This window comes from Paenisporosarcina sp. NPDC076907, assembly GCF_050269735.1.
In the GTDB taxonomy this organism is placed as follows: domain Bacteria; phylum Bacillota; class Bacilli; order Bacillales_A; family Planococcaceae; genus Paenisporosarcina.
The window spans coordinates 863,859-881,242 of record NZ_JBNNIX010000001.1 but is presented as its reverse complement, the minus strand read 5'-3'; the positions used below and the strand labels follow the sequence as shown (position 1 = coordinate 881,242).

The 17,384-nt window shown below is 40.1% G+C and carries 22 protein-coding genes and 1 riboswitch; of the genes, 2 read left to right on the top strand and 20 right to left on the bottom strand.

The window, feature by feature from the left end; all coding sequences use genetic code 11:
• Positions 1-7: 7 nt before the first annotated feature.
• The 12 genes from ACQKEV_RS04280 to flgB form a co-directional block, all read right to left on the bottom strand.
• Positions 8-247, bottom strand: a complete 240-nt coding sequence (locus tag ACQKEV_RS04280) for a flagellar FlbD family protein (RefSeq protein ID WP_427457732.1) — start codon at positions 245-247, stop codon at positions 8-10.
• 28 nt (positions 248-275) lie between these two features.
• Positions 276-1,064 carry a flagellar hook-basal body complex protein gene (locus ACQKEV_RS04275; RefSeq protein ID WP_427443672.1) on the bottom strand — a complete coding sequence of 263 codons (789 nt, stop codon included), beginning with the start codon at positions 1,062-1,064 and terminating at the stop codon, positions 276-278.
• A 62-nt stretch (positions 1,065-1,126) separates the two neighbouring features.
• Entirely contained in the window at positions 1,127-1,564 is a 438-nt protein-coding gene (locus ACQKEV_RS04270) for a flagellar hook capping FlgD N-terminal domain-containing protein (protein WP_427443670.1), read from the bottom strand.
• A gap of 18 nt (positions 1,565-1,582) precedes the next feature.
• The gene (locus tag ACQKEV_RS04265; protein WP_427443668.1) at positions 1,583-2,935 is read right to left on the bottom strand and encodes a flagellar hook-length control protein FliK; all 1,353 of its coding nucleotides are present in this window, start codon (positions 2,933-2,935) and stop codon (positions 1,583-1,585) included.
• A gap of 7 nt (positions 2,936-2,942) precedes the next feature.
• The gene (fliJ, locus tag ACQKEV_RS04260) at positions 2,943-3,407 is read right to left on the bottom strand and encodes a flagellar export protein FliJ (RefSeq protein ID WP_427443667.1); all 465 of its coding nucleotides are present in this window, start codon (positions 3,405-3,407) and stop codon (positions 2,943-2,945) included.
• Positions 3,404-4,726, bottom strand: a complete 1,323-nt coding sequence (gene fliI, locus ACQKEV_RS04255; RefSeq protein WP_269926004.1) for a flagellar protein export ATPase FliI — start codon at positions 4,724-4,726, stop codon at positions 3,404-3,406. The genes fliJ and fliI overlap by 4 nt, the downstream gene beginning before the upstream one ends.
• Positions 4,707-5,504, bottom strand: a complete 798-nt coding sequence (locus ACQKEV_RS04250; RefSeq protein ID WP_427443665.1) for a FliH/SctL family protein — start codon at positions 5,502-5,504, stop codon at positions 4,707-4,709. Before ACQKEV_RS04250 ends, fliI begins: the two co-directional genes overlap by 20 nt.
• Positions 5,497-6,510, bottom strand: coding sequence for a flagellar motor switch protein FliG (gene fliG / locus ACQKEV_RS04245; RefSeq protein ID WP_427443663.1), 1,014 nt, complete (start codon positions 6,508-6,510; stop codon positions 5,497-5,499). The genes ACQKEV_RS04250 and fliG overlap by 8 nt, the downstream gene beginning before the upstream one ends.
• A gap of 11 nt (positions 6,511-6,521) precedes the next feature.
• A complete protein-coding gene (fliF, locus tag ACQKEV_RS04240; RefSeq protein ID WP_427443661.1) occupies positions 6,522-8,162 on the bottom strand; it encodes a flagellar basal-body MS-ring/collar protein FliF in 1,641 nt (546 codons plus the stop codon).
• 17 nt (positions 8,163-8,179) lie between these two features.
• A complete protein-coding gene (gene fliE / locus ACQKEV_RS04235; protein ID WP_427443659.1) occupies positions 8,180-8,476 on the bottom strand; it encodes a flagellar hook-basal body complex protein FliE in 297 nt (98 codons plus the stop codon).
• A 24-nt stretch (positions 8,477-8,500) separates the two neighbouring features.
• A complete protein-coding gene (gene flgC / locus ACQKEV_RS04230) occupies positions 8,501-8,956 on the bottom strand; it encodes a flagellar basal body rod protein FlgC (RefSeq protein WP_427443657.1) in 456 nt (151 codons plus the stop codon).
• Positions 8,957-8,961: 5 nt separating this feature from the next.
• Positions 8,962-9,363 (bottom strand): flagellar basal body rod protein FlgB, encoded by a 402-nt coding sequence (gene flgB, locus ACQKEV_RS04225; protein ID WP_427443656.1) that lies wholly within the window; start codon positions 9,361-9,363, stop codon positions 8,962-8,964.
• 83 nt (positions 9,364-9,446) lie between these two features.
• Positions 9,447-9,532, bottom strand: a riboswitch (cyclic di-GMP riboswitch).
• Between the two features lie 231 nt (positions 9,533-9,763).
• On the opposite strand from flgB, the gene ACQKEV_RS04220 reads away from it, so the two are divergent.
• Positions 9,764-10,606 carry a flagellar hook-basal body protein gene (locus ACQKEV_RS04220; protein WP_427443655.1) on the top strand — a complete coding sequence of 281 codons (843 nt, stop codon included), beginning with the start codon at positions 9,764-9,766 and terminating at the stop codon, positions 10,604-10,606.
• A 14-nt stretch (positions 10,607-10,620) separates the two neighbouring features.
• Positions 10,621-11,451: a flagellar hook-basal body protein gene (locus ACQKEV_RS04215; RefSeq protein ID WP_427443653.1), complete on the top strand. Its 831-nt coding sequence runs from the start codon at positions 10,621-10,623 to the stop codon at positions 11,449-11,451.
• Positions 11,452-11,830: 379 nt separating this feature from the next.
• Here the strand turns inward: ACQKEV_RS04215 and flgL are convergent, their stop codons facing one another.
• The 8 genes from flgL to motA all read right to left on the bottom strand — a co-directional run bounded on the left by flgL (position 11,831) and on the right by motA (position 17,383).
• The gene (gene flgL, locus ACQKEV_RS04210; RefSeq protein WP_427443651.1) at positions 11,831-12,715 is read right to left on the bottom strand and encodes a flagellar hook-associated protein FlgL; all 885 of its coding nucleotides are present in this window, start codon (positions 12,713-12,715) and stop codon (positions 11,831-11,833) included.
• Between the two features lie 22 nt (positions 12,716-12,737).
• Positions 12,738-14,033: a flagellar hook-associated protein FlgK gene (flgK, locus tag ACQKEV_RS04205; protein WP_427443649.1), complete on the bottom strand. Its 1,296-nt coding sequence runs from the start codon at positions 14,031-14,033 to the stop codon at positions 12,738-12,740.
• 25 nt (positions 14,034-14,058) lie between these two features.
• Positions 14,059-14,538 carry a flagellar protein FlgN gene (locus tag ACQKEV_RS04200; protein WP_427443648.1) on the bottom strand — a complete coding sequence of 160 codons (480 nt, stop codon included), beginning with the start codon at positions 14,536-14,538 and terminating at the stop codon, positions 14,059-14,061.
• Positions 14,539-14,567: 29 nt separating this feature from the next.
• Complete coding sequence (gene flgM, locus ACQKEV_RS04195; RefSeq protein WP_427443646.1) at positions 14,568-14,840, bottom strand: flagellar biosynthesis anti-sigma factor FlgM; 273 nt, start codon at positions 14,838-14,840, stop codon at positions 14,568-14,570.
• A 25-nt stretch (positions 14,841-14,865) separates the two neighbouring features.
• Positions 14,866-15,303 (bottom strand): flagellar protein, encoded by a 438-nt coding sequence (locus ACQKEV_RS04190; RefSeq protein ID WP_427443644.1) that lies wholly within the window; start codon positions 15,301-15,303, stop codon positions 14,866-14,868.
• Between the two features lie 69 nt (positions 15,304-15,372).
• Positions 15,373-15,804: a flagellar basal body-associated FliL family protein gene (locus ACQKEV_RS04185; protein WP_427443642.1), complete on the bottom strand. Its 432-nt coding sequence runs from the start codon at positions 15,802-15,804 to the stop codon at positions 15,373-15,375.
• An 18-nt stretch (positions 15,805-15,822) separates the two neighbouring features.
• Complete coding sequence (gene motB, locus ACQKEV_RS04180; RefSeq protein ID WP_427443640.1) at positions 15,823-16,590, bottom strand: flagellar motor protein MotB; 768 nt, start codon at positions 16,588-16,590, stop codon at positions 15,823-15,825.
• Positions 16,580-17,383 (bottom strand): flagellar motor stator protein MotA, encoded by an 804-nt coding sequence (gene motA / locus ACQKEV_RS04175; RefSeq protein WP_427443638.1) that lies wholly within the window; start codon positions 17,381-17,383, stop codon positions 16,580-16,582. The genes motB and motA overlap by 11 nt, the downstream gene beginning before the upstream one ends.
• Position 17,384 lies beyond the last annotated feature (1 nt).

Here is a 17,384-nt window from a genome sequence, read left to right as displayed (position 1 = left end):
CCTCCCTTCATTCCATCCAGTTTGGCTTCTGCAAACTCGGCAAAAGGTTTATTTTCTGGTAGTAGGCTGTTACTTTATCCGTTACTTCTTCAACTGTCTCCAAGACATGTACTTTTTTTCCAGATCCCAACGTTACCACTGTATCTGGAATGGATTCGATTCTTTCGATGTATAGAGCATTTAATGTCAAAGGTGTTCGATTAAGTTTCGTTAATTGGATCATGTTAAAAGCGGCTGGAGAGACCATTCATCCCTCTCAGCCTGCCCTCCCTATTTTATCGTTTCAAGTTAACGACTTCTTGTAAGATCTCATCAGAAGTAGTAATCGTACGAGAATTTGCCTGGAAACCACGTTGTGCGATAATCATTTCTGTGAATTCCTCTGTCAAATCAACATTTGACATTTCAAGCATGCCAGAAGCTATTTCAATGTTATTCGTAGATGGTTTACCAGGACTCATTTGTCCACCTGAACTAAGAGTCATTTCATAGAGCGATCCGCCAAATTTTCGTAATCCAGCTGGATTATCAGGTGTGACGATTCCGATAAATATACCAGTTTTCACCTCAGCGCCATCAGTTTTTTGCTTTCCGACCAGTTCTCCCTGACGATCGATGGTAAACGAATCATATGTGCCTGATGGGATATTTATTGGCGCACCCGTACTGTCCAACACATTATACTTTTGTGATGTAACCAGGTTTCCTTTTGCGTCAACCACAAAATTACCTGCTCTTGTCAAATAATTAACTGGTGGGGTGGATTCTGCATTTTGAACAGCGAAGAATCCATCGCCATTAATAGCCAGATCTGTTCCAACACCTGTTGTCATGAAAGAACCTGGATTATGATTTACAGTGATGGCAGAAGTCATTGATCCTAAACCAACCTGCATTGGATTAACACCGCTGCTTGATAAGTTTTGACTTAACAAATCTTGAAAATTGATTGAGCTCTTTTTGTACCCGATTGTGTTTACATTCGAAATATTATTTCCGATTACATCTAATTTTGTTTGGAAGCCTTTCATACCCGACACACCTGAATACATTGAACGTAACATTTGTTTTTCCCCTTTCAAATATTGCCTGATCCCCTTTGTGGATTAGACAATTTCCTGTTCATTTATTGTTTTTCTATACGATGGATGGAGTCAATCGGAACCTTAATATTATCGTTTTCAAGTTCAACTATTAACTCACCATTTTTGATTGCCAGTGCCTTGACAATCCCCTCACCTGACTGCAGCTGCCCGTTTACTTCCTGCTCCCAATACACCGTGTTGCCTATTAAATCCGCATTTTCAGATAGTGACTGTTTCCCTTGAAGACCAACAAACTGAGTCATCGCCTGATTTAAGTTTGTTAATTGTTCCAAACTGCTGAACTGAGCCATCTGACCAATGAATTCCGTATCTTTCAATGGTTCCAAAGGATTCTGGTTCTTCATTTGTGTCACAAGGATTTTCATGAAAGCATCTTTACCAAGTCCATTTTGTGGTTCCGTTTGCTTTGTTGCGCCTGCCGTTTGCATACTGACCGAGCTAGAACTATTCACATTCATTGCAATGCCCCTTCCTCGTTAAATTGTATAATCTACTTTCATTAATCCCTCTGACGAATGGTTACGTTCTACAGCGGCTTCTTCTTCAATTCGTTGATAGCCGTTTTTATTATGTGATGCATTTCCTTGCTTTTGCTGTTGTTGAGAAAAGCGTTGATCTGGATGTGCATGTTGTTGTCCTAATGAGGACTGGGAACTTTGTTGAGAAATTTCAATGCGATCAATCGTTACCCCTTGCTGAAGCAATGAATTTCTTAACTGATTCACTTGCAGTTCCAATGCTTCTTTCGCTAGTAAGTTACTGGTGAAAATTTGGGCTGCGATCTTTCCTTCGGATGCTGTCAGTCGAATATCCAGATGTCCGAGATGTTCAGGAGAGATGTTCACTTTTAGTTGCGTTCCTTCTTGCGTGCCATTCAAACGGAAAGTACCTTTCAATACCCCTCCCAATTCTTCAATCAAGTTTGACATTCGAACTGTTGGTGTTTGTGTTGGTGTCGCAGTAGTCATCTCTGGACGAATTGGAGCATGACTAGCTTTTGCAACGTCGGTTGAGGTTCCAGTCAACACTTGTCCATTCACTTCACTTTGAACAACTTCCACTCGCATCGCACTGCCATCCTGTGGTTGATGTTGGGAAATGGATTGCACAGAAAGCGTGCGCGATGGATCTACATTCGATCCATTATTCCGTGGTATTTCAGTTAATTGTGTTTGATCACTTGTTTGTTGAGGTAAATCGTCTATATGCTTAAATATTTTTGTTACTTCGCGCAGCTGCTGTAATTCCACTTGTTTTCCTGTAGCAGACTGCTGTTCGGTTTCAAGTTGTTGGATAAAAGCAATCAATTGTTTGAAGGCTTGCTCCAATTTTTTCGGATCGGCTAAAATATTATTTTCTACCCCCGCAAGTTCTGTAGCGGCTTCGAAAGATTTAGTAATACTTGATTGTTTTTGGATTTCCTGATCAATCTGGTTCAGCAGATTAACCAGTTTTTCCTGAACTGAAGGACTTATCACTTGCGTCTCTTGACTGAGCTCAACACTCTGTAGCTGGTTTTCTAGTTGAACCGTTTGAAGAGAAAGCATTTGTACGATATCCATCATCATTTCCTGCTCTTCAGGTGACAAATTATCTTTCGGGATTTCCTGCAAGGTTTGCAACATCTCTTGAAGTTTTACTAGCAGCTCACCCTGCGGATTTACATTTACATTTACTTTTTCTTCACTTGCACTTTGTCCTTCTGCAGTTACAGAACCTAATAATGCAGCGAAATTCACAGTGTCTTTGGCAGATTCACTATTTTGTTTCGATGTAACGGACTTGGAAGTTGATATGTTTGAAGGAAAAGATAAACTCATAGTTTCCATTGTTTCATCACCCTTCAACTAAACTTGCTTTTGAAGTCCGGTAAAATCGTGTGCTTGCCAATTCATCGAAGAAATTTTGTTCGGCCGTTTTACTTTGTTCAACAAATACAGAATGTTCTTGTTGCTTTAGATTTCCCCATGTCTTTTCTTCCTGAGCTTTCTTTTGCAAATGCGTTTGAGTTCTCGACACATTGTGTTGCAAATGCTCCAGCTCACGATTCGAAGAAATCAATAGATCCTGTAGTTGATGGATATAATTGACCAGCATTCTTAATTCTGAAATGTTGACTCCATCTTGCTGTTTTTCTTTTTTCAAACGTTCTGCATCCATGATTTTGTTGTGTATGGCTTGCTTTTTTTGATGTCCTACTTCGTGTTGTTTGATGGCATCCGCCATTTGCATTTGTGCTAAGCCTTTTTCATTCTCTTTTAAATCCAATATTTTTTGAAATCTAAAGTTGAATTGTGTCACGTCTGTGCTCCCCCAAATTGCGCTGATAGCCGGTCGGTACTCTCTTCCAGCTTTGTCTTTTCATATATATCTTGTTGCAGAAATTCTTTTATTAGTGGATAGGAACGGATTGCATCATCAATTTCTTTGTTCGCTCCGCTCTTATATGCGCCAATATTGATTAAATCTTCCGATGCATCATAAGCCGCCAATAATCGCTTAAATTCAACGGCTGCCTTTTGGTGCTCGTCTGACACCACATCATGCATGACCCGACTGACACTCGACATAATATTGATTGCCGGGAATTGTCCTTTTTGGGCAATTTTACGATCCAAGACAATGTGTCCATCAAGAATCCCTCGGACAGCATCAGCAATGGGTTCGTTCATATCGTCCCCATCAACAAGCACTGTATAGAACGCAGTTATGGAGCCCTTACTTGAAGTCCCTGATCGTTCCAGTAACTTTGGCAACAGTGCGAAAACACTTGGTGTGTATCCTTTACTCGTTGGTGGTTCCCCGACTGCAAGTCCCACTTCACGTTGCGCCATGGCAAAGCGTGTCACTGAATCCATCATCAACATGACGTTTTTTCCCTGATCACGGAAATATTCCGCAATGGCTGTAGCAGTCATGGCACCTTTTATTCGTTGTAACGGTGTCTGATCGGAAGTTGCGGCAACAACTACTGATTTTTTTAACCCTTCAGGACCAAGATCGCGTTCGATGAAATCCCGAACTTCCCTGCCCCGCTCACCGATTAAGGCAATGACGTTAATGTCAGCTTCTGTATTGCGGGCAATCATACCTAGCAGTGTACTTTTTCCAACGCCACTTCCTGCAAATACTCCAACTCGTTGACCTTGTCCAACCGTTAGTAAACCATCAATGGCCCTTACGCCTACTTCCAATGGTTTATCAATTCTCGGTCTTTTCAATGGATTCGGCGGCGTGTTGTTCGTTGAATACTTTTTCAAGCCTTTTGGAAGCTGACTTTCATCCAAAGGTTGGCCAGTGCCATCCAGAACTTTGCCCAGAATGGAAGGTCCCACTTTGATTTGAAGGGGGTAGCCGGTTGCAACGACCAGACAGCCCGGACCTATTTGGGATACGTCTCTTAGCGGCATGAGTAATATTTTATTTTCTTTGAAGCCAACGACTTCCGCTTCAATCGGACGCTCGTAATGGTTGGGATATAAAAGGCAAAGCTCCCCGATTTTAGCATAGGGTCCTCTCGACTCAATGGTCAGGCCGATAACTTGAATCACTTTCCCATGCTTTTTTACTGGCTCAATCTCTTCCAATAATTCTAGGTACTCATCTTCCCTTAGGTTCATCGTTGGTTTTCTCCTCACAATAAGCCAGTAAGTGCTTTTTAATTTCCTGCAACTGACTGTCAATCGTGGCATCATAAGAACCACTTGCCGTATGAATCATACAGCCACCTTTTGAAAGGTTGGCAACCGGAATCAATTTAAACTCAGAGTCAGCTTTTACATAGGTCTTCAATTCTTCGAGAAACGGTAAAATAATTGGATAATCTTCTAGCGACACTTGCATTACGACATCTTCTGACTCTTCGATTTGTCTTAAAGCTTGCTTTACGATGTTCAACAATTGGTCATCATGCTGCTTCAATTCTTTTTTGATCACCTTCTCAGCAACTCTAACGCTGAGTGACAATAAGAATGATTCAGATTCCTGAACTATTTTTGCTTTTTCTTCATAAGCCGTCTCAATCAGTGCATGCATTTCCTTGCGTTTTTGCCGAAATTCTTCTTCCACTAACAGCGTGCCTTGCTCAAATCCTGCTTGAAAACCTTGTTCAGATGCCTCTTTTGCCAGGCTACGAGCTTCTTGCTTGGCTTCGTCCTGTTTCTCTGACCACCATTGGTCAATTTCGGATTGGGCACTGTCCATTTCGTTCTTCATTTTCATTTGAAGTTCACTGTACTGAGTTTCCATAGCTTTGATTTCCATAATTAAATCTTGCTTCTGCAAAACGGGATCAATTTCTTGTTCTTTTATAGCCACTGTTTTGTTTTCTATTTTTTTCGTCTGAATAATTTTCTTTTCAATGGTCGGAAACGTATGGGAGCGAATGATATTAGACAATCACTTCATTCCCTTCACCACGAGCCACGATAATTTCGCCTTTTTCTTCTAAACTACGAATCAATGAAACGATGTTGGTCTGTGCGTCTTCAACATCTTTTAATTTCACAGGTCCCATTAATCCAATTTCTTCTCGAATCAAATCTGCCCGTCTTGTAGACATATTGCTGTAAATCGTGTCCTTCACTTCGTCACTCGCTACTTTCAATGCGTAAGTTAAATCTCCGTCATTAACTTCACGAATAACTCTTTGAATTGAACGTGTATCCAAGTTCACGATGTCTTCAAATACAAACATACGCTTCTTGATTTCTGCTACAAGATCAGGAGTTTCAGTTTCAAGCTTAGAAAGAATCGCTTTCTCTGTACCACGATCCACCTTGCTCAATACTCGGACAATAGCTTCCACACCACCGGTAGACGTATAATCTTGCGCTCCTGTTGCTGAAAGCTTTCGTTCTAGAATTTGTTCAACCTGATGAATGACCTCTGGTGAAGTGCTTTCCATCAAGGCAATCCTTCTTGCAACTTCTGCTTGCTTTTCAGGAGGCAGTGCAGATAGGATTTGCGATGACTGCTTTGGATCCAAGTATGAGAGTACTAAGGCAATCGTTTGTGAATGTTCGTGTTGTAAAATATTCAAAATTTGATTTGGATCAGCTTTTCTCGCAAAACTGAACGGTTTTACCTGCAGCCTGCTCGTTAAACGACCAATTGTATCCAATGCCTTGTCTTTACCTAATGCTTTTTCAAGAATATCCCGTGCATATTCCAAGCCCCCCTCATTCATGTAGTCCTGGGCAAGAATCATTTCATAAAACTCATTGATTACTTTTTCTGTTTGACTGTTTTTTAATTGGCGTATATTTGAAATTTCCATCGTGACTTGATCGATCTCGGGTTCCGTCAACTGTTTAAAAATTTCTACCGATACTTCCGGTCCCAATCCCACTAACAATACGGCTACTTTTTGTATACCGCTTAGCTCTCTTCCATGTTTAGCCATGTGTCAGCCTCCTACTCATCTGCCATCCATGTGCGCAACAATTTCGCAAAATCTTCAGGTCTCCCTGTCGCAAGCTTTTCAATCGTTTTTCGCTTAGGATTTGCTTTTGTATTGAATTCGGATAGGTCAACCTCAGCATCCTCAAGGTCACTGACTTTTTCAATTGGTTGATTAAACATATCAAGACCATATTCTTCTTCCTCCACGCTTTCACGCTTTCTATTACGCAGCACAATGATTAATGCAATCGCAAGTAGAAGGAAGACTACACCCGCAACGATGGCCCAAAGTAATGGGTTTGATAAGTTATTGATGGACAACAATGATTCGTCTGGTGTTTCCCCGTCAACCACAGGTTTTCCTTGGAACTCGGTTGCAAATACGGAAATCCGGTCATCCAACGATTCTTCCGTCACTGGTGTTCCATTCATGCTCAAAGAAGTGCTTACCGTGTTTTTCAATAGATTGCTGATGTCATCTATATTTTGTTGAGTTAAGCTATCCGGATCTTCTGGGTTTGGAGGTTCGACTCCAACGTTGATTGTAATGTCATCTATCACATACGGACTCAATTCGATTTGGCGGTTGATTCTATTGACTTCACGGTTGATACGTTCTTCCGTTTTATCGGATTTCGTATTCCCCTCCCCATCAACCCCCGGGTAATTGGCGATTTCTGTTTCTCCAGTCCCCGTTGCGTCAGCAATTGCTGCCCCTTCGCTCGAATAGGACTCCACAATTCGTTCCACACTGATATCGATACCTTGATTTTTTTCTTTATCGACGGCTTCAACAAGGTTTTCTTCTCGCTTCTCCTTGGTGAAGTCAATGGTTGTCATGACAGATACAACCACCTTGTCATGTCCAAGTGTCAAACCCAGCATTTGCTGCAGTTCACGCTGAATATCTCGTTCAATATCTTTCTTGATTTCCCGTTGCTGTTGATAGACAGATAATGCCGAATCCAGCTGGTTTTCTTTTTGAATTTCAAAAACCTGGCCATTTTGATCCATGATGACAATTTCTTCTTGAGGCAAATTGGGAACACTCTTACTGATTAAATGGTACAAACCATTCACTTGCTTCTGATCGAGTTGAAAAGATGGGTCACCTTTCACCACAACAGATGCAGTAGCCACCTGTTCTTCATCTGTAATCCATACATTTTCTTTTGGAAGTGTAATCATTACATTCGCTTCGGTCACACCATCAATTTGCTTAATCAATTCAGCAAGTTCATTTTGCATCGCGTCACGTTCCACTACATCAAAATGACGATCTGTCATTCCGAGACCCATGTTCTCACTGAAAATACTGTAGTTCACATTTCCACTTTTCGGAATTCCGTCCGCAGCCAAACTGACTTTTAAATTGGCTACTTCTTCGTTTGGCACACTGATAGATTTTCCGTCAGATGAAACTTCTACTGGAATTCCTTGTTCCTCGATTGCCGTCTTAATTTCACCAGCTTCTGAAGGAGACAAACCCGTATAAAGTGCCGCAAAACTTGGTCGTGAATTTAAAAATACAAATACAAAAAGTAGAATTAACGTGACAAAAAACGTCCCGATTACAGACCATTTAATTTTTGGAGAAAAACTTCCCCATGATTCGATTATTTTGTTTTTATAAACCAATAACTTTTCCTTCATTTATCTCATCCTAAAAATCATAGTTGCATTCTCATCACTTCTTGATAAGCTTCGACCACTTTGTTACGGACTTGGACGGTAAGCTGCAAGGAAAGACTTGCCTTTTGTGATGCAATCATCACTTCATGAATATCCTTAACTTCACCCGTTACCAATTGGTTGGTCATTTTATCCGATGTGTTCTGTGCGGCTTTAACTTCTTCGAGCGTCTGCTTAAATAATTGACCAAAACCTTCTACCTGATTTTCAGGTTTTAGTTTTGAGATTGATTGATTTTGTATAAATGGCGTTTGAATCAAACTTAATTTTTCCATGGTGCCCCCTAGCAATCTGATAGATTATTTACCAATCTCCAAAGCTTTCATGAACATATTCTTCGAAGCATTCAATGCTGTAATATTCGCTTCATATGATCGGGTTGCAGACATGAGATCGACCATTTCCTTTATCGGATCAACATTTGGCAAGCGAACATATCCATTCTCGTCAGCATCCGGATGAGAGGGATCAAAAGATAATGTAAAGGGTGCTTGATCTTCATCAATTTTTGAAACAGTAACTCCCGATATTTTCGTCGACTGATTATTCATAGCTGACTGAAGTTGCTGTTGAAATGGGGATACACCGCTTTGTGATAATTCAACAGATTTTCGACGATACGGTACCCATTCGCCATTGACAAGTTGCCCACGCGTTGTGTTGGCATTGGCAATATTAGAAGAAACAACGTCCATTCGCATACGATTCGCCGTTAACCCCGAAGCGCTGATATTAAAACCATTAAATAAACTCATAACTGCTACCTCCCATCATTAATTACTGTACGTAAACTGTTAAATTTGCCGTTCACTCTTTCCGTAACGGCGTTGTACCATAATTGATTTTTAGCTAACTCCGCCATTTCATAATCCATATCCACGTTGTTTCCGTTCGGATTAAATTGTGTGGATTTATTCTCTTTAATGGTCGGATTAAAATTCGACGATTCGCTACTGAAAGCAATATGTTTGGCATCTGTTTTATAGCTGGACATGCGTTGGTTATTCATTGCATCATTCAATGTTGACTGAAAACTCACTTGCTTGCTCTTGTAATTGGGTGTATCGACATTTGCGATATTAGCTGAATGAATGCGTTGCTTTAATGTGGCATTTGATAATGCCGCTTCCAACGACTGAAAAGATTGAGGAAATAGTTTCATCTTTTAACCCCCATGTTTAAGTGTTTGGTCACATATAAAAGTCCACCTTTAATTAAAGGTGGACAACTTTAAAAGCTTCCATCTTCGGTAACCCGGCTGCCTTATAAATCTTTACTTAGGCCCGTGGCTTTGCGTCCCTATCTTTCGAATAAGTTTGCTATTATCGGTATGATAAAAACTCTATATTTTAATCTAATTGTAATTTTATGTCATATTACGTCATAATTTAGTAATATTTGTACCAAAAATATAATCTCATATTTTCTTTAGTTTGTATATTTTTATTTTTCATTGTATTTTGGATTACCTTAATTTACAATATCGCCCTATATTTTCTGTTAATTTCGTGTTATGCTTACCCATAATCAACCTAGTGCGTTTGAAAGGGTGAAAACAGGGTATGTTTCGTGGTTTATATACGGCAACATCAGGGATGATGGCTAATAACAGAAAACAACAAATTTTGACAAATAATTTAGCCAATGCAAGTACTCCTGGATTTAAACAGGATCAAAGTACTTTACGTGCGTTTCCTGAACAATTAATTAAAGCGATGGAAATGAAGAGCATAACGGGCGGAACCATGAAAATAGGGCACTCCACTCTGGGAACTTTAAATACTGGCGTCTATACACAGGAAGGAATTCCTTCTTTCCTTCAAGGTGCTCTAAAAGATACTGGTAATACAACTGACTTTGCTTTACTTGATGATATTTTGCCAGTGAATCCGTTAACTCAAAAAAAGGGTTCTCTTGTATTTGCAGTTAGACTCGAAAATGACCAAGTCCGTTATACACGAAATGGACAATTCTCCGTTGATCAAAACGGCTTCCTGAAAACGAGTGATGGTTACAATGTATTAAATCAAAACTTGCAGCCGATTCAAGTGAATTCAAAAGAATTTACAGTTCAAGAAGATGGCCAGATCATTTTACAAAATGGTGTTGCCACTAATCGACTATGGCTCGGGTATACCGAAGATCCTGAACAATTGGTAAAACAGGGTCAGGGGTTATTGCGTTGGGAAGGTAATCCTGCTGATGCTCCTCAATCCATTGAGGGGACAGGCATAAACGGTCCTTTCGTCAAACAAGGCTTTATTGAACAATCCAATGTGGATTTGACTCAAACGATGACGGAAATGATGAACACTTATCGTGGTTTTGAATCGAATCAAAAAGTTATTCAAGCTTATGATCGCAGCATGGAAAAAGCAGTCAATGAGATTGGCCGTATTTACTAAGGAGGTATATATACATGAGTATCCAAATGAATTCCGCTACAACATCCATGCGTGAATTGCAAAAGAAAATAGATATCATTGCTAATAATATTTCCAATGTAAATACAAATGGGTACAAACGTCAGGAAGCGAATTTTTCAGACGCCCTTTACCAATCTATTGAAAAGCAAGCTGGACCTCAGAACGAAATTGGCCGTATCACACCTAATGGCCTGCGCGTTGGTTCAGGCGCAATTATTACCCAAACCAGCATTCGTACTGAACAAGGCTCGCTGAAACAAACAGATCGCCCTCTTGATTTCATGATTCAAGGAAACGCTGGATATTTCCGCGTGGCTTCAAAAGGAAATACATTTTATACAAAAGATGGATCTTTTCAAGTACAACCCGTCTTGAATTCTAATCAAGTAAACTTGGTAACGTCTTCTGGAGATTCGGTTCTTGATCGCAATAACCGTCCGATTGCTTTTGACGGAGATTACAACAACATCAAGGTGACAGAAAACGGAACGCTTGAAGTAAGCTATCGAGATTCTTCAAAACAGCCAACCCAAATTCAGTTAAGTATCGCTCAAATTAATAGACCGAATCTGCTCGAAAAAATCGGAGCCAATCGCTACCAACTTCCAGGCACCGAAGCCGAGCAAGTAGCAAACGGTACTCTGCAAATTGGAAACAATGATGGTTCAATTCGAATTTCGCAAGGGGCACTCGAAATGTCCAATGTTGATTTAACTGACGAAATGACCGAATTGATTTCCACTCAACGATTGCTTCAATCTCAAGGAAGAGCTATATCATTTGCGGATGATATGATGGGCTTGGTCAATACGATGAAATCGTAAAAGTAAAAAGGATGGGATTAGTGACTTTGTCATTAATCTCATCCTTTTTTTGTGTTTTTTGAAATTTTAATCCCGTTTGGAAAGTAAAACGGGGCGGCCTCAAAAGTCATTTTAAAATAGACTTTTAAGGGCAACCCCGTTTTCAAATTATAATATTGACTCTCCGTTACAGGCGGACGCTTTCCGCGGGCGGTCCGTGAGCCTCCTCGTCGCGAGCTCCTCCGGGGTCTCACCTGGACACGCTTTTCCCGCTGGAGTCGCCGCCTTCCACTACAATCAATTAACTGTTCAAAAATTAACACTCATATACAACGTGGCTATTTAAATTTCTCCACCATTTAACTTAGGGCTTATTAGAAAGCCCCATTTTATTAATTCTTTATCTCAGGAAATCCATCAAACTTGGTTGAATGATTTTTGCCGAAGCTGCAAGACTTGCCTGATAGACACTCTCTTCACTTTTCAATTTCGTGACGGCTTCTGCATAATTAACATCTTCATGTTTTGATAACATAGACTTAAGTTCAATATTGCTGTCTTGAATCCGGTTTTCCATTGATTCAACCCGGTTCTTTCTAGCACCAGCTTCTGCAGCTACTGTTAACATTCGATCGATGCCTTTATCAATCTGATCCAGCTGAATGTCAGTTCCAGAACGAAGTCCCGCAGATAATTGATTTAATGTTCCAAACAGATTCGCATCATCATCAGCTTCTCCAAACAACTCATCGGCTGTAATATTTGCTTTAATAGACACGCCATCCGCAATCGTAAACATTTTAGAATCTGTATCAAATGTATCGATCAAATAGGAATCTTTATTTGGATAAGGAGACTCATTCGTTTTTAGGCCATTGAATAAATGTTTACCATTTACTTTTGAATTGGCGAATTGACGAATTTGCTCGGTCAATTCTTCCACTTCCGTTGCAATGGCACCTCTATCTGTTTCAGACAGAGTATCATTACTTCCTTGAACACCTAGTTCACGAACTCGCTGCATGACATTGACCATTTCGTTAATCGTTTGATCCGTTTCGTCCATCCAAAGAGTGGCTTCACTCGTATTACGTTCATATTGTTCATTTGCAACAAGTGCACTTTTCAGGTTCATAGCCTTACTTACACCATTTGGATCATCTGACGGACGGTGCAGCTGTTTGCCCGTCGATACTTGGTTATTCATCTTTTCCAGTCGGCCCAGGTTCTGATTCATATGGCGAACTGAATTTTGATGTAACATCTGCTGTGTAACTCTCATCATCATTTACCTCCCATGCCTATCATCAACGTGCGGCCATGCGGTTGATGATCGTATCAAGCATCTGATCCGTCGTTGAAATCATTCTTGCTGCAGCACTGTACGAATGTTGGTACTTAATTAAATTAGCCATTTCTTCATCCAGGGAAACACCAGTTACCGATTGTCTACGACTGTCTGTAGCTTGCAAGGTTGCTTCATAGTTTGCCACATTTCGGATGGCCGTTTGGCTTTCAGCTCCAAGTTCGCTGACCAGTGCTCGGTACTTCTTACTCGCATCTTTATAATTATCTTCCATACCATCCTTTAACACACGGATGATCTGACTGTCACCTTTTACTGCTGAATTGACCTCGAGTGAATCAATTGTCCAGTTGGAATCCACACTGAATAAGTTTCGTGAAGATGGTGTTGGATTGATTGGATCCGTTGGGTTAAGTTGTTCCATCTCGTTAGCCATAACAAATTCTTTAACAACATCCTTCAGACTGTCTTGGTACTCACCCACTGTTTCAATCGATTGGATGACACCAGACAATTCACCACTACCAACGTTGTTTTTATCTGTAATCTCAATTTCGGTGTTATTAGATCCTGCCTTATAGTTAATCCCAGAAGATTTGAACGTAATATTGTAAACACCGTTTGTTTCATTAACATTGATATCAACTATTTTTGATAGTTCTTCTACTGCCAAATCACGTTTATCCAATAAGTCATTTGACAGTACGCCGTTTCGTTTAATGCTATCATTCAAGGCAGCAATCTGTTGTAAGTAACCTTCTGCTTCCTTCATTTTTTCCGATTGCAAAGTTTCCAAATCTACTTTTAAATTGGTCAACGATTCGTTCATGGACTTAGCTGTATCTACAAATGCTTGTGCCCGCTCTTTAACAACTGCTTTAGCCGAAAGACTGTCTGGCTCATTCGCCAAGTCTTGCCATGCACCCCACAACTGGTCCATAGAAGAATTGAGACCCGTTTCACTAGGTTCATTGATGATTGTTTCAAGTTGATCAAGCGTTTCCTGTTTGACGGATGCTTCACCTAGTTTTGCCGATTGATCTCGATATTTCTCGTCTAAAAACTTATCTCTCACACGAGTAATGGAGTCCAGTGAAACCCCCGTTCCAAGTTGGCCTGGGTTAACGACACCACTTGTCCAAACGTCAAGTGAAGGGGAAGTGGTTGAATTCACTTGTTGGCGTGAGTAGCCCTTGGTATTTGCATTGGCAATATTGTGACCTGTTGTTGCAATACTTGCCTGCCCAACCATTAATCCGCGCTTCCCAACTTCTAATCCGTGAAATGTTGAAACCATCTTATTCCCTACCTTCTAACGTCAATCATGCTTTTGTATCGAAAAAGCCACGATTGCTTGTTTGTGATTTTTGTTGATTTGGAGATTGATAATTGAAATGTTGTTGTTTTGACTTCGTAATGTGTTCAATCATATGTTGAACAAAATTTACGGAGTCTTCAATGAGTCGTTCATTTACTTTATTTATGTCATGCAACTCCGTCATGAGTTGTTGCAATGTTTTCAATTTTGATTGTAGATTCTTCCTTGTTAATTCATCTGGAAGTTGTTCTACAAATTGACTGAAACTAAGAGATGGATGATTTTGCAGCGCGCTTTCAACCAGCTGTTCACGTTCCTGATCTACTAGATTGAGCTGTTTTACAATCTTCGCTTCTTCTTGTACCAGTTGATTCAACTCGTCTACTTTTCGTTCGATTAATAAGACTTTCTTTCGTTCAGCCAAGTCGATGAGTTGTTTCAGTATGACCATTAATTCTTCCAGCGTCGTGACTAACTGAAGCATCCGACACCCTCCTCTATTAAAGCGGAAATCTATTTATCAAACCAGAATTGATAGATCTTATCTGCCACTTTGTCACTGTGAATTTGATACTCACCTGACTGAATTTGGGCTTTTAATGTGCTGATCTTTTCTTGTCTGTCTAAATCTATTTCTGTGTTCTTTTCAAATAGCTCTTTTGCTTGATTTGAAATTTGAAGCTGGTCTTCTTTTTGCAAAGGCCTTGTTTTTCCAACTTGTGTGACCTGCATTTGTTTTTGATAAGATTGAATAAAGGAAGAACCTGTCGTCTTATCGATATTCATTCCTTCACCGCCCTGTCGTTTATTTTTATTTCTTTAACTGCCAATATTGTGGCATGTTCTTATTTTTCGCTTGTTTGTTTTGTGTGTTTCTAATCTCATCTATGAGAATTTCTCTTTTCAATGTTTGATTGATTTCAGATGAGAATTGATGAAAACACTCATCACATAACAACTGTCTTTTTATCATTTTATCACAATGCGAACACCGGTATCCCAGGTTTGGGTAGTCCTCTGCATAGATCCGGCCGTCTCGAATGAAATCAGCAACCTGTTTCACTAAAACTTCCGTTTCTATGCTTACTTCTTCAATCGTAGCAAAACGGTTTTGCTCGTTTGATAAAAAGTCTGAAACCAATTTAAAATCCTGCTCAGTTTTTTTGTAACAATCTAAGCAGTAATCCGTATGATCTCTGAGAAACAGTTTCCCACATATCCTGCAGTTATCCAATTGGCCTGATTGCATTTGATATCACCTGAATCCTTCTAATATTTATATCGGCACTTTTCAAAAAAAGTTTAGTACAAATACGAATTATTGTAATTTAAATTCCGTTACCAATACCCGTTCGACTTCTCCAGTTTCCACAATACGTTCAAGTTTTGCAGATAGTTCCTTTTCGAGTTTGACAATGCCTTCATTGCCAATCAACTCGTCTTTTGTGAAGCTGGCAATGGTAGAAATAATAGCAGCACGCACTTCAGGTTTACGTTTCTCTGCCTCTTCCTTTGTTTCCTTGCTACTTAACAAAATATTGAACTGTACAATCGCAAAATTATTGGGAGAAGCTAGATTTGTTGTGATGATATCCGTATCTACACTCATTTCAGCCAATTCTTCAGCCGAAACACTTGTTTCTTTTTCTTTTTCCTTACCCAATACATCATCTTTCAAAAAAAACATGGCTCCACCGCCAAGTAAAACGACTGCGAAAAACATGATGACAATTACTTTCATTTTCCCCATGGTACACCTCTTCGGTATTTAATTTTCTTGTTTGTAAGGTGATATTAATACTTCCACTCGGCGGTTTTCTGCTCTGCCTTCAGGCGTATCATTCGAAGTGACTGGATGGTATTCACCATATCCTGTTGCACTAAATACTTTAGGATCTAACTGTTTATTTTCAAGAAGTATTTTCATGAAATTGATGGCCCTGGCAGCACTCAATTCCCAGTTCGATGGGAATTCTTCTGAGTTAGCCGGAATATTATCCGTATGACCATCAATAAAAATGTTTCGTGGTGGATCAGTGACCAGTAAATTTGAAATTTCAACCGCAATTGTTCTTGATACATCATTTATATCTGCGCTACCAGAAGGATAAAGAACACCTTCTTTTATTTTAAGCACTAAACCTTTGCTTGTCAGAGCTGTTTCCAGCTTTGTAGATAATCCCTTGTCTTTTATGTACACTTCGATCTTCTCCTGGAGCCCTCCAAGTTCTTTCATGTCCTGCTCTCTTGCTAATTCCGCTTCCGATTTTTCTTCTTTAGGCGGCTCGATCTCATCCAACTTGGAAATTTGAGAAGTATCATCCATGATCTCAATTGCCGCTTCTTCATCCAAAATGCCTGTCCCACCTTGCAGCTCGTTATTAAATGACTCTGCGATTTCCTTGAATTTTTTCGAGTCAACTTCACTTGCCGCAAATAAAACGATGAAAAGAGCGAGTAACAGCGTCAATACATCGGCATAAGGAATAAGCCATGATTCATCAACATGTTCTTCATGCTTTTTCTTACGCTTCAACGCGAACACCTTCTCTTGTTTTTTCTTCCTGCACAAGAACGCGATCTTTAGCAGGTAAATATGTCAGAAGTTTCTCTTCCACGATACGTACCGGAAGACCTTCCTGTACAGCTAGCAATCCTTCCAACATGATGGATTTCATTCTAGCTTCCTGTTCTGATTTTCGCTTTAGTTTATTGGCAAATGGATGCCACATGACATACCCCGAGAATATACCGAACAAAGTAGCAATGAATGCTGCCGAAATGGATTTACCAAGCAATGCAATATCATTCAAGTGACCTAGAGCAGCAACCAGTCCGATAACAGCACCGAGTACCCCTAGAGTAGGCGCATATGTACCTGCTTGTGTAAAAATCTTCGCACCAAGTTCATGTCGCTCTTCCATCGCAGCAATTTCTTCTTCCATCAAATCACGAATATGTTCCTGTGACTGACCATCAACCACCATTTTCAACCCACGTTGCAAAAATGGATCTTTCACTTCTTCCGAACGTTCTTCCAAAGCCAGTAATCCTTCTCTTCTTGCGACCATCGCCCATTCCGTGAACACCGGAATCAATTCCTTAAGAGGAACCATCTTCGACTCGGAAAAAATCACTTTGAATAAAACCGGAATTTTCTTCACTTCTTCAAGTGGAAACGCAATCAGTATACAGGCAGCCGTTCCGGCAAAGATGATCACCAGTGCTGCGGGATTATATAAAGCGATTGGATCGGAGCCTTTCAAGATCAGCCCACCAACCAATACGACCATTCCAAGTATTATGCCTATCCATGATGTCTTATCCACA

Coding starts and splice junctions, on each gene's coding strand:
- ACQKEV_RS04280 (WP_427457732.1), bottom strand. CDS start 247: ATGGTCTCTCCAGCCGCTTTTAACATGATCCAATTAACGAAACTTAAT.
- ACQKEV_RS04275 (WP_427443672.1), bottom strand. CDS start 1,064: ATGTTACGTTCAATGTATTCAGGTGTGTCGGGTATGAAAGGCTTCCAA.
- ACQKEV_RS04270 (WP_427443670.1), bottom strand. CDS start 1,564: ATGAATGTGAATAGTTCTAGCTCGGTCAGTATGCAAACGGCAGGCGCA.
- ACQKEV_RS04265 (WP_427443668.1), bottom strand. CDS start 2,935: ATGGAAACTATGAGTTTATCTTTTCCTTCAAACATATCAACTTCCAAG.
- fliI (WP_269926004.1), bottom strand. CDS start 4,726: ATGAACCTAAGGGAAGATGAGTACCTAGAATTATTGGAAGAGATTGAG.
- fliG (WP_427443663.1), bottom strand. CDS start 6,510: ATGGCTAAACATGGAAGAGAGCTAAGCGGTATACAAAAAGTAGCCGTA.
- fliF (WP_427443661.1), bottom strand. CDS start 8,162: ATGAAGGAAAAGTTATTGGTTTATAAAAACAAAATAATCGAATCATGG.
- fliE (WP_427443659.1), bottom strand. CDS start 8,476: ATGGAAAAATTAAGTTTGATTCAAACGCCATTTATACAAAATCAATCA.
- flgC (WP_427443657.1), bottom strand. CDS start 8,956: ATGAGTTTATTTAATGGTTTTAATATCAGCGCTTCGGGGTTAACGGCG.
- flgB (WP_427443656.1), bottom strand. CDS start 9,363: ATGAAACTATTTCCTCAATCTTTTCAGTCGTTGGAAGCGGCATTATCA.
- ACQKEV_RS04220 (WP_427443655.1), top strand. CDS start 9,764: ATGTTTCGTGGTTTATATACGGCAACATCAGGGATGATGGCTAATAAC.
- ACQKEV_RS04215 (WP_427443653.1), top strand. CDS start 10,621: ATGAGTATCCAAATGAATTCCGCTACAACATCCATGCGTGAATTGCAA.
- flgL (WP_427443651.1), bottom strand. CDS start 12,715: ATGATGAGAGTTACACAGCAGATGTTACATCAAAATTCAGTTCGCCAT.
- flgK (WP_427443649.1), bottom strand. CDS start 14,033: ATGGTTTCAACATTTCACGGATTAGAAGTTGGGAAGCGCGGATTAATG.
- ACQKEV_RS04200 (WP_427443648.1), bottom strand. CDS start 14,538: ATGCTTCAGTTAGTCACGACGCTGGAAGAATTAATGGTCATACTGAAA.
- flgM (WP_427443646.1), bottom strand. CDS start 14,840: ATGAATATCGATAAGACGACAGGTTCTTCCTTTATTCAATCTTATCAA.
- ACQKEV_RS04190 (WP_427443644.1), bottom strand. CDS start 15,303: ATGCAATCAGGCCAATTGGATAACTGCAGGATATGTGGGAAACTGTTT.
- ACQKEV_RS04185 (WP_427443642.1), bottom strand. CDS start 15,804: ATGGGGAAAATGAAAGTAATTGTCATCATGTTTTTCGCAGTCGTTTTA.